Here is a 12,002-nt window from a genome sequence, read left to right on the forward strand (position 1 = left end):
AGCCGGTCGCCTCCTCGCTGCGGGCCGACCTCAACCGCGTCGAGGCCAGCCTCGGCTCGGCCACCGTCGCCGAGGAGGAGCGGGCCGAGATCACCCGCCGCCTGCAAGCGATCCTGGCCCGCTGGCAGGCCGCCGGCGCCGCCTCGGACAGTGTCTCCGAGCGCCTGCAGGACGCCAGCGACGACGAGATGTTCGCCTTCATCCGCACCCAGCTCGGGAGGTCGTGACGTGGGAACCGTTGGACGCCGCGGGGGGACCGGCGATGGCCACTGAGCAGGAGCTGCGCGAGTACCTGCGGCTGGTCACGGTAGAGCTGGCCGAGACCAGGCAGCGGATGCTCGACCTGGAGTCGGCCGGCGCCGAGCCGATCGCCGTCGTCGGCATGGCCTGCCGCTTCCCGGGCGGGGTGCGCTCCGCCGCCGACCTGTGGGCGCTGGTGTCCGCCGGCCGCGACGCCATCGGCGGCTTCCCCGAGGACCGAGGCTGGGACCTGGAGGCGCTGTACGACCCCGACCCCGACCGTCCCGGCTCGGTCTACACCCGCGAGGGCGGCTTCCTCTACGACGCCAGCGAGTTCGACAACGCGTTCTTCGGCATCTCCCCGCGCGAGGCCCTGGCCATGGACCCGCAGCAGCGCCTCCTGCTGGAGACCGCCTGGGAGGCCTTCGAGCACGCCGGCATCGACCCGGCCGGCGTGAAGGGCAGCCGGACCGGGGTGTTCGTCGGCGCGCTGGCCTCCGGGTACGGCGCCGGCCTGGACGACCTGCCGGAGGGGGTGGAGGGGTATGTCGGCACCGGCGTCTCGGCCAGCGTCGCCTCCGGACGGATCTCCTACGTCCTGGGCCTGGAGGGCCCGGCGGTCACCGTCGACACCGCCTGCTCCTCGTCGCTCGTCGCGCTGCACCTGGCGGTCCGCTCGCTGCGCCTCGGCGAGTCGTCGCTCGCGCTGGTCGGCGGGGCCACGATCCTGCCCACCCCGGCGGGGTTCATCGAGTTCAGCCGGCAGCGCGGCCTGGCCGGCGACGGGCGGTGCAAGCCGTTCTCGGCCGACGCGGACGGCTTCGGCTTCGGCGAGGGCGTCGCCATGATGCTCGTCGAGCGGCTGGCCGACGCCCGCCGGGCCGGGCACCCCGTGCTGGCCGTCGTGCGCGGCTCCGCGGTGAACCAGGACGGCGCCTCCAACGGCCTGACCGCCCCGCGCGGGCCGGCCCAGCAGGACGTGATCCGGGCCGCGCTGGCCGACGCCAGGCTCAACGCCGAGCAGGTCGACGCCGTCGAGGCGCACGGCACCGGCACGGCGCTGGGCGACCCGATCGAGGCCCAGGCGCTGCTGGCCACCTACGGCCGGGATCGGGACCGCCCGCTGTGGCTCGGCTCGGTGAAGTCGAACATCGGGCACACCCAGGCCGCCGCCGGCATCGCGGGCGTCATGAAGATGGTCGAGGCGCTGCGCCACGGCGTGCTGCCCCGCACCCTGCACGCCGAGCGGCCCTCGGAGCAGGTCGACTGGTCGAGCGGCGCGGTGCGCCTGCTGCAGGAGGCGCGCCCGTGGCCGGTCGGCGACGCGCCGCGCCGCGCCGCCGTCTCCGCGTTCGGCATGAGCGGCACCAACGCCCACGTCATTCTCGAGTCGGTCCCCGCTGCCGAGCGCGGCTCCCGTGCGGGCCTCGCCCCGTGCGTGCTGTCGGCGCGGTCGGCGGCGGCGCTGCGGGACCGGGCCGCCCAGCTGCGGGCCCACCTGCTCGCCCACCCGGACCTGACGCCGGCCGCGGTCGCGCCGACGCTCGCCGCCGGGCGGGCGCTCTTCGACCACCGGGCCGTGGTGCTCGCCGCCGGCCGGGACGAGCTGCTGGCCGGCCTGGCCGCCCTCGCGTCCGGCGAGCCGGCCGCCCAGCTCGTGCAGGGCGTCGCCGCCGGCCCGCTCGCCCCCGTGCTGGTCTTCCCCGGCCAGGGCTCCCAGTGGCCCGCCATGGCCGCGGAGCTGCTCGACGCCGAGCCCGGCTTCGCCGCCCGCATCGCGGAGTGCGCCGCGGCCCTGGCGCCCTTCGTGGACTGGTCGCTCGACGACGTGCTGCGGCAGCGGCCCGGCGCGCCCGGGCTCGACCGGGTCGACGTGGTCCAGCCCGCGCTGTGGGCGGTCATGGTCTCCCTCGCCCACGTGTGGCGGGAGGCCGGGGTGCGGCCCGCGGCCGTCGTCGGGCACTCGCAGGGCGAGATCGCCGCCGCGGTCGTGGCCGGCGGGCTCTCGCTGGCCGACGGGGCGCGGGCGGTGGCGCTGCGCAGCCGGGCGCTGACCGCACTGTCCGGCAAGGGCGGCATGGTGTCCCTGCCCGAGCCGGCCGACGCGGCCACCGCGCGGATCGCCGCCTGGGGCGAGCGGCTCTCGCTGGCCGCCGTCAACGGGCCCGAGGCGACCGTGGTCTCAGGCGACGCCGACGCGCTCGACGAGCTGCTGGCCCGATGCGAGGCGGCGGGGCTTCGGGCCAAGCGCATCCCGGTCGACTACGCCTCCCACTCCGCGCAGGTCGACGCGATCCGCGAGGACGTGCTGGCCGCGCTCAAGGAGCTCGCACCCCGGGCCGGGGACGTCGCGCTGATCTCGTCCGTCGACGGCGAGCCGCTCGACACGGCCGGCATGGACGCGGGGTACTGGTTCGCCAACCTCCGCCGTACCGTGCGCTTCGACGCCGCCGTGCGCCGCGCGATCGGCGCCGGGCACCGCGCCTTCGTCGAGGTCAGCCCGCACCCGGTGCTCACCGGCGGGGTGCAGGCGACCTGTGAGGCGCTGGGCGTCGACGCGGCCGTCACCGGGACGCTGCGCCGTGACGACGGGGGCCGGGCGCGGCTGCTGGCCTCCTTCGCCGAGGCGTTCGTCCGGGGCGTGCCGGTCGACTGGGCCCGGCTCACGGCGAGCGGTGGCGAGCGGGTGGAGCTGCCGGCGTACCCGTTCCAGCGCCGCCGCTTCTGGCTGGAGAACGGCGCGGGCGGCGCCGACGTGACCGGCGCTGGGCTGGCCGGCGCGGGCCACCCGCTGCTCGGGGCGGCCATCGCGGTGGCGCACCGGGACGAGTACCTGCTGACCGGGCGGCTGACGCTGCGCACCCACCCGTGGCTGGCCGACCACGCGGTCGCCGACACCGTGCTGCTGCCCGGCACCGGCTTCGTCGAGCTCGCGCTGCGGGCCGGCCAGGAGACCGGCTGCGCTGAGCTGACCGAGCTGACCCTCGAGACGCCGCTGACGCTGGGCGGGGCGGGTGCCGTACAGCTGCAGGTCTGGATCGGTGAGCCGGACGGGGACGGGCGGCGGGCGCTCACCGTCCACTCGCGCCGGGAAGAGGACGACGGGTGGACCCGGCACGCGGTCGGCGAGCTGGCGCCCGGCGCGCCCGACGCCCCCGGCGGCCCGCCCGCGCCGTGGCCGCCGACCGGCGCCCGGGCCGTGCCGCTCGACGGCTTCTACCGCAACACCTTCGAGTCCGGGTACGGCTACGGCCCGGTCTTCCAGGGCCTGCGCGCCGCGTGGCGCCTCGGCGACGACGTCTACGCCGAGATCGCCCTCCCGGAGGACCGCCGCGACGAGGCGGCCCGTTTCGGGCTGCACCCCGCCCTGCTTGACTCGGCCCAGCACGCCATCGGCCTGCTCGACGCACCTGACCAGGAGCGGCTGCGGCTTCCGTTCGCCTGGACCGGCGTACGGCTGTTCGCGGCCGGCGCGACCGCCCTGCGGGTGCGGCTGTCCCCGTCCGGCGCTCCCGGCGAGCGACACGGCGCGGTCCGCATGGACGTCGCCGACGCCGCCGGCCGCCCGGTCGCCCTCGTCGAGTCCCTCGTCCTGCGCCCGGTCTCCACCGAGCAGCTGCGGCAGGCCAACGGCGACGGCTCGCTGTTCCGCGTCGAGTGGCACCCGATCGCCCTCGGCTCGCCGCGGCCCCTGCCCGACCTGGAAGCGCTGCCCGACCCCGTGCCGCCGTTCGTGGGACTGCACGTCAGCAGCGCGCCGGGCGACGACCTCGCGGCGTCCGCGCGGGCCACGGCGGTGGCGGCGCTCGGCACCGTGCAGCGCTGGCTGGCCGACGAGCGCTGCGCGGACGCCAAGCTGGTCGTGGTGACCCGCGGCGCGGTCGCGGCCGGCCCCGGCGAGGACGTGCCGGACCTGGCCGCCGCCCCGCTCTGGGGCCTGCTGCGCGCCGCCCAGGCCGAGAACCCGGACCGGTTCCTGCTGGTCGACCACGACGGCACGCCCGAGTCCCTGGCCACGCTGCCCGCGATCCTCGACACCGACGAGCCGCAGGTGGCCATCCGCAACGGCACGCCCCTGGCGGCCCGCCTGGTCCGGACCGAACCGGACGCGACCGAACCGCCGGACCTCGGCGACGGCACCGTGCTCGTCACGGGTGGCACCGGCGCGCTGGGCGCGCTGCTGGCCCGGCACCTCGTCCACGAGCGCGGCGTGCGGAGTCTGCTGCTGCTCAGCCGGCGCGGACCCGAGGCACCCGGCGCGGCCGCGCTGGCCGGCGAGCTCGAGGCGGCCGGCGCCGAGGTGGCAGTGGTGGCCGCCGACGTCGCCGACCGCGCCCAGCTCGACGCCGCGCTGGACGGCGTCCGGCTCACCGGCGTGATCCACACCGCCGGCACCATGGACGACGGCATCATCGGCTCGCTCACCCCGCAGCGCCTCGAGCACGTGCTGCGGCCCAAGGTCGACGCCGTGGTCAACCTCCACGCGGCCACCCGCGACAGTCCACTGTCGACGTTCGTGCTCTTCTCCTCGGTCGCCGGCGTGCTCGGCAACCCGGGCCAGGCCAACTACGCCGCCGCCAACGCGTTCCTGGACGCGATGGCCCACCACCGGCGGGCGGCCGGGCTGCCCGCCGTCTCGCTCGCCTGGGGCCTGTGGGAGGAGGCCAGCGAGCTGACCGGCCACCTCGGCGAGGCGCAGCGGCGGCGGATGAACCGGGGCAGCACGGTACCGCTGAGCGCCGAAGACGGCCTGAGCGTCCTCGACCGGGTCGGCTCCTTCGGCGCCCCGCTCCTCGTGCCGGTCCGCTTCGACCTGCCGGCGCTGCGCGCGGTGGCCGCCAACGGCCCGCTCCCGGGCGTGCTGCGCGGCCTGGTCCGCGCCCCCGTGCGCCGCATCGCCGACGCGGGCGGGGGAGCGGACGGCCTGCAGGCCCGCCTGCGCGGCCTCGGCCCGGACGAGCGCCGGCGCGAGCTGGTCGAGTTCGTCCGCGGGCACGTCGCCGCCGTCCTCGGCCACGGCTCGGCCGCCGAGGTCGCGCCCGAGACCGCGTTCGGCGAGCTGGGCTTCGACTCGCTCACCTCGCTCGCCCTGCGCAACCGGCTGGGCGGCGCCACCGGGCTGCGGCTGCCGGCCGGCCTGGTCTTCGACTTCCCGACCCCGGCCCTGGTGGCCGGGCACATCTTCGAGCAGCTCGGCGGCGACGAGCCCGACGGGGACGCGCAGACCCGCCGCCTGCTCGCGGAGATCCCCCTGGACCGGCTGCGCGAGCACGGGTTGCTGGAGCCGCTGCTGCGCCTGGCCGGGGCCGGCGAACCGGAGCCGGAAGAGGCGAGCGAGATCGCCACGATGGACGTGGACGATCTCGTCAGCCTGGCGCTGAACGAGTGGAGCCAGGAATGAGTCCGACCGAGGCCCGCGTCGTCGAGGCGTTGCGCGCGGCGATGACCGAGAACGAGCGCCTGCGCAAGGAGAACCGGCGGCTGACCGCGGCCGGCGGCGAGCCGATCGCGGTGATCGGGACCGCCTGCCGGTTCCCCGGCGGGGTCAACTCGCCCGAGGACCTGTGGGAGCTGCTGCGCACCGGCGGCGACGCGGTCGGCGGCTTTCCGGACGACCGGGGCTGGGACCTGGCGGCGCTGGACGGCGACATCACCCTCGAGGGCGGCTTCCTCGCCGACGCGGGCGGCTTCGACCCGGTGTTCTTCGGCATCTCGCCGCGCGAGGCCCCGGCCATGGACCCGCAGCAGCGGGTGCTGCTGGAGGCCGCGTGGGAGGCGTTCGAGCGGGCCGGCATCGACCCGCGCGGCGTCCGCGGCAGCCGGACCGGGGTCTTCGCCGGGGTGATGTACCACGACTACGGCGCCCGGCTCACCGACGTCCCGCCGAGCGTCGCCGGCTACCTGGGCACCGGCAGCGCGAGCAGCGTGGTGTCCGGCCGCGTCGCCTACACGCTCGGCCTGGAGGGGCCCGTCCTCACCGTGGACACCGCGTGCTCGTCGTCGCTGGTGGCGGTACACCTGGCGGTCCAGGCCATTCGAGCCGGCGAGTGCACCATGGCACTGGCCGGCGGGGTCACCGTGATGTCCAACCCGGCGGTCTTCGTGGAGTTCAGCCGGCAGCGCGGGCTGGCCGGAGACGGGCGGTGCAAGTCGTTCGCGGCCGCGGCCGACGGCGCCGGGTTCTCCGAGGGCGTGGGCGTGCTGCTGCTGGAGCGGCTGGCCGACGCCCGCCGCAACGGCCGGCGCATCCTGGCCGTGATCCGCGGCTCGGCGGTCAACTCCGACGGCGCCTCCAACGGCCTCACCGCCCCGAACGGCCCGTCCCAGCAGCGCGTGATCCGCCAGGCGCTGGCCAACGCCGGCCTGCGGGCGTCCGACGTGGACGTCATTGAGGCGCACGGCACCGGCACCACGCTCGGCGACCCGATCGAGGCCCACGCGCTCATGGCCACCTACGGCCAGGACCGGACGGAGCCGTTCCGCCTCGGCTCCGTCAAGTCCAACCTCGGGCACACCCAGGGCGCGGCCGGGGTGGCCGGCGTGCTCAAGATGATCGAGGCGATGCGGCACGGGCTCGCGCCCAAGACCCTGCACGTGGACGCGCCCTCGCCGCACATCGACTGGTCCGCCGGGGCGGTCCGGCTGCTGAGCGAGGCGGAGCCGTGGCCGGCGGGCGACCGCCCGCGGCGGGCCGCGGTCTCGTCGTTCGGGATCAGCGGCACCAACGCGCACGTCGTGCTGGAGGAGGCGCCGGCCGACCGGCCGACCCCGCGCCCCGCGGCCCCGGCGGCCGGCCCGCTGCCGTTCGTGTTCTCCGCCCGCACCGAGCCGGCCCTGCGCGCCCTGGCCGGGCGCCTGGCCGGCCGCGTTGCCGCCGGTGCGGACCTCACGGACCTCGGCCACGCGCTGGCCACCACCCGCCCGGCCTTCGAGCACCGGGCCGTGGTCGTGGCCGCCGACGCCGACGCGCTGCTCAGCGGCCTGCGCGCGCCCGGGCTCGTCACCGGCGTGGCCGGGCTCGTCACCGGCGTGGCCGGGCTCGTCACCGGCGTGGCCGGGCTCGTCACCGGCGTGGCCGGAAAGGGGCGGCGGGTGGCCGCGCTCTTCTCCGGCCAGGGCGCCCAGCGGCCGGGCATGGGCCGCGAGTTGTACGCCGCCTTCCCCCTCTTCGCCGAGGCGTTCGACGAGGTGCTGGCCCTCCTCGACCCGCGGGTGCGGGAGGCGATGGCCGCGGAAGCGGTGCACCGGACGGAGTTCGCGCAGCCGGCCCTCTTCGCCGTCGAGGTCGCCCTGTTCCGGCTGCTGACCGCGTGGGGCCTGCGGTTCGAGGCGGTGGCCGGGCACTCGGTCGGCGAGATCGCCGCCGCCCACGTGGCCGGGGCGCTGTCCCTGCCCGACGCGGCCGCGCTGGTCTCCGCCCGGGGGCGGCTCATGCAGGCCCTGCCCGAGGGCGGCGCGATGGTCGCGGTGAACGCCACCGAGGCCGAGGTCCTCGCCGCGCTGGAGGGCCGCGAGGACCGGGCCGGTGTCGCCGCGCTCAACGCGCCCGACTCGGTCGTGGTGTCGGGGGAGGAGGCCGCCGTCCTGGAGGTGGTCCAGGGCTTCGCCGATGCCGGCCGCAAGATCCGCCGGCTGAGCGTCTCCCACGCCTTCCACTCGCCGCTCATGGAGCCGATGCTCGCCGAGTTCGCCGAGGTGGCCGCGAAGATCTCGGTGCGGGAGCCGGCGCTGCGGCTGGTCAGCGGGTCCAGCGGGCAGCCGGTCGGCGCGGCCGAGCTGGGCACCGCCGAGTACTGGGTGCGCCAGGTCCGCCGGCCGGTGCGCTTCGCCGACGCCGTGGCCGCGCTGCGGGCCGGGGGCGCGGACGCGTTCCTGGAGGTCGGGCCGTCCGCGGTGCTGGCCTCGATGGCCGAGCGCTGCCTGGCCGGGGACGGCGAGGCCGTGGTCGTGGCGGCGCAGCGGGCCGAGCGCCCGGAGGCGGCCACCGCGCTCGGCGCCGCCGGCCGGCTGTGGGCCGCGGGGGCGCCCGTCGCCTGGAAGGAGCTCTTCGCCGGGCACGAGCCGGCGCCGGTCGACCTGCCGACGTACCCCTTCCAGCGCCGCCGCTACTGGCTGTCGGCCTCCTTCTCGGGGTCCAGTCCGCTGCCCGAACCGGCGGCCTCGCTGCCCGAACCGGCGGCCTCGCTGCCCGAACCGGCGGCCTCGCTGCCCGAGGCCCCGACCGATCTGTTCGCGTTCGTGCGGGCCCAGGTCGCCGGGGTGCTCGAGTACGGTTCCGCCGACGAGGTCGACCCCGACCGCGAGTTCCTGGAGCTGGGCTTCGACTCCCTCGCCGCCGTCGAGCTGGGCCGGCGCCTCCAATCGGCGACGGGAGTCGAGCTGCCGCCGACCCTGATGTTCGACCACCCGACGGTACGGGCACTGGCCGCCCACCTCGAACAGTCGGGCGGCGCTGCGGCCGAGGCCGGGGGCGGGACGCTCGGCGCGATGTTCGTGGAGGCGTGCCGCGAGGGCCGGTTCGCCGAGGCGCACGAGCTGTCCACCCGGCTGGCCGAGTTCCGCCCGCAGTTCCGCGCCGCCGCCGAGGTGCCCGTCCGCCCGCGCTGGGTCCGGCTGGCCAAGGGCCCGTCGCGTCCCGTGCTGCTGTGCTTCCCGTCGTTCGTGTGGAAACCCTCGGCGCACCATTACACGCGTTTCGCGGCGCAATTCTCCGGGGCCCGTGACGTGTGGACGGTGCAGCTTCCCGGATTCGCCGCGGGCGAGGCCCTGCCCCGGGACGCCGACGCCCTTGGCGACGTTTTGGCGGATGCGGTACGGCGGGATTTCGACCCGTCCGCGGCGGTCCTCGTGGGGCATTCCTCGGGCGGGTACCTGGCCCGCCTGGTGGCCCGCCGCCTCGACCCCGCCGGGGTGGTGCTGCTGGACACCCCGGCGTGGGGCGGGCACGACCAGGACTGGCTGGCCGCCCTGCACAAGGTGCTGATCGAGCAGGGCGGAGCGGACGGCGACGACGCCTGGGTCACCGCCCGGGCCCGCTACTTCAACCTCGACCTGGGCGCCCCGCCACCGGCGGTGCCGACCCTGTCCGTGCGCGCTGCCGAGTCCCTCGGCCCGGGCGGCACGGCGATTCCCGACGACGCCGTGGAGGTGCCCGGAAATCATTTCAGTATATTGATGAATGAGAATGTCAAGTACACTGCATCGGTAGTCGAGAAATGGCTTGAATCAGCGGGAGGAAAGCAATGAGCGACGCACGCGACATCATCGTCGAGGCCCCGGTCGAGAACGTCTGGTCGGTCCTCACCGACGTCAACCTGATCGCCAAGTGGTTCGGCGAGGCCGAGCACGACATCGACAAGCTCGCCCCGGGCGGCCTGATGACCTTCAAGTTCAAGCAGGGCTCGGAGCTCTACGCGCGGATCATCGAGGTCGAGCCGCTGCGTGTCTTCTCGTACCGCGTCATCAGCAAGGTCACCGACGAGGAGCCGACCGACGCCAACTCGCGGCTGATCCGCTTCACGCTGGCCCCCGAGGGCGACAAGACCCGCCTGGGCCTGGAGGAGAGCAACTCGCACCTCGACGCGATCAAGGCGCTGGCCGAGAACCTGTAACCCGCCTCCGGGCGTGGGCGGCCCGATCGGCCCGCCCACGCCCGCGGCCCTGGAGAGGAGCGCAGTGACAACCCACGCCGTAGTCCTGGGCGGCGGCCTGGCCGGCATGCTGGCGGCCGCGGTCCTGGCCCGCCACGTCGACGCCGTCACGGTGGTCGACCGCGACAAGCTGCCCGACGGCCCGGAGTTCCGCAAGGGCGTGCCCCAGGCCCGCCACGCGCATCTGCTGATGTCCGGCGGCGCGCGGGTCATCGAGCGGCTGCTGCCCGGCGTCACCGACCGTCTGCTGGCCGAGGGTGCCCACCGGATCGGGGTGCCGGAGCAGGTGGTGTGGCTGACGGCGTACGGCTGGCAGCACCGCTTCCCGCAGACCCAGTTCATCATCAGCGCCGGCCGCCCCATGCTCGACTGGGTGGTGCGCGACGAGGTGCTGCGCCGCCACCCGCACGTCGCCACGATGCCGTCCACCGAGGCCCTCGGTCCGCTGGGCGACGCCAACCGGATCGCCGGTGTGCGCGTGCGCGGTGCCGGGACCGGCGAGACCGTGGACCTCGAGGCCGATCTGGTCGTCGACGCCACCGGCCGCGGCTCCCAGCTGAAGCGCTGGCTGTCCGCCCTGGGCCTGCCCCCGGTCGAGCAGGACACGGTCGACGCGGGCATCGCCTACGCCACCCGCATCTTCCGCGCCCCGGAAGGCGCCCGGGCCTTCCCCCTGGTGAACGTCCTGGCCGACCACCGCGTCCCGCGCCCGGGCCGCAACGCCTCCCTCGCCCCGATCGAGGACGGCCGCTGGATCGTCACCCTCTCGGGCACGCGCGGCGCCGAGCCCCCGACCGATGAGGACGGCTTCGCCGAGTTCGCCCGCAGCATGCGCGACCCCCTCATCGCCGATCTGATCGCCGTGGCCGAGCCGCTGACGGCGGTGCAGGGCTCGCGCAGCAGTGCCAACCGGAGGCTGTACTACGAACGCCTGCCCGCCTGGCCGGAGGGCCTGGTCGCCCTGGGCGACGCGGTGGCCGCGTTCAACCCGGTCTACGGCCACGGCATGAGCGTGGCCGCGCACAGCGCCGCCGCGCTGGACGAGGGCCTGGCCGAGGCGGGCCTGACCGCCGGCGCCACCGGGCGCATCCAGCGGGCGGTGGGCGCCCGGGCCGACGACGCCTGGCTGCTGGCCGCGTCCCAGGACCTGTGCTACCCGAACTGCCGGGCCGAGGTGAACGACCCGAGGCTCTCCCCGGGCGTGCAGGCCCAGCGCCGCAGCTTCTCCGACCTGATCGGCGCGACGGCGCTGCGCGACCCGGCGGTGAGCGCGGCCGCGACCAAGGTGACCACGCTCTCGGAGCCGATCAGCAGCCTGGAGTCGCCGCAGGTCGTCACGGCGCTGCGACGGGCCAAGGGGCGCCCGGCCCTGAGCGCCCCACCCCTGTCCGACGACGAGCGCGCCGTCCTGCGCGTAGGCGAGCCGGCCTGACCCGTCGCTCTTCGGCCCCCGGGGTGGATTGCCCCGGGGGCCTTTTCGTCCGATAAGTAGGGCGCTGGCGCGCAACGACTGGCGTCCGCGGCCGTGGCCGTGGTCGCGGACCGGCGGCGTCTGTGCCCCGGCGCTTCGCGCAGGAGCTAGCGTCCGGCCCCGCCCGACTGGCGTTCGCGCCAGCGGGCCATCATCTCGGGGACCTCCTGGTCCAGGAACGTGAAGAAGTCGAGGGTCTCGGAGAGCCGCCGCCCCGCGGGCGTGGCCGGCCCCACGGCGTCGATGCCGGCCCGCAGGCTCTCTTTCCAGAAGTCGAGGATCTGCATGCGGCGGGTCAGGACCTCTTGCCAGACGTGTTCGTAGACGCGGTACACGTCCCGGCGCGACCCCGGCTCCCGCTCGCGGAGCACCACGTTGACCTGGATGAGGAACCGCACCGCCCCGGACACGGCGGCCGAGCTGATCCGCAGCTGCTCGGAGAGCTCGGCGGACGTAAGGCTCCCGGAGTCGGCGGCGAGCAGGGCGACGAACACCCGGGCCGCCATCGGCGGGAAGCCCGCCTGAGCCAGGGTGGAGGCGAACCGCTCGACGAAGCGCGAGACCGCAGTCTCGTCACGTGCCGCGGCAGCCGCGGACGTCCGGCTCACGTCTGAGCTCACGTTCCTCCTCCGCCCAGTCCC

General features: G+C 76.1%; 4 protein-coding genes and 2 pseudogenes. 5 read left to right on the forward strand and 1 reads right to left on the reverse strand.

Translation table 11 applies throughout. The features are described from left to right. The 5 genes and pseudogenes from ABD352_RS49905 to ABD352_RS49925 all read left to right on the forward strand — a co-directional run. Positions 1 to 227, forward strand: a 227-nt coding sequence (locus ABD352_RS49905; protein WP_344619699.1) for a hypothetical protein, incomplete at its 5' end; no start/stop codon positions are given. After that, positions 224 to 5,410 (forward strand): annotated as a pseudogene (locus ABD352_RS49910) (type I polyketide synthase); the annotation flags it as partial. The gene ABD352_RS49905 and the pseudogene ABD352_RS49910, both read left to right, overlap by 4 nt. A 233-nt stretch (positions 5,411 to 5,643) precedes the next feature. Next, positions 5,644 to 9,486: pseudogene (locus ABD352_RS49915) on the forward strand (type I polyketide synthase); the annotation flags it as partial. Further along, a complete protein-coding gene (locus tag ABD352_RS49920; RefSeq protein ID WP_344619702.1) occupies positions 9,483 to 9,851 on the forward strand; it encodes an SRPBCC domain-containing protein in 369 nt (122 codons plus the stop codon). The pseudogene ABD352_RS49915 and the gene ABD352_RS49920, both read left to right, overlap by 4 nt. Positions 9,852 to 9,915: 64 nt before the next feature. After that, a complete protein-coding gene (locus ABD352_RS49925) occupies positions 9,916 to 11,322 on the forward strand; it encodes an FAD-dependent oxidoreductase (RefSeq protein WP_344619703.1) in 1,407 nt (468 codons plus the stop codon). Positions 11,323 to 11,468: 146 nt separating this feature from the next. Here ABD352_RS49925 and ABD352_RS49930 read toward each other — a convergent pair whose 3' ends face one another. Beyond that, positions 11,469 to 11,981: a GbsR/MarR family transcriptional regulator gene (locus ABD352_RS49930; protein WP_344619704.1), complete on the reverse strand. Its 513-nt coding sequence runs from the start codon at positions 11,979 to 11,981 to the stop codon at positions 11,469 to 11,471. Positions 11,982 to 12,002 lie beyond the last annotated feature (21 nt).

The sequence above is a fragment of the Dactylosporangium salmoneum genome, from assembly GCF_039532525.1.
Classification (GTDB): Bacteria; Actinomycetota; Actinomycetes; order Mycobacteriales; family Micromonosporaceae; genus Dactylosporangium; species Dactylosporangium salmoneum.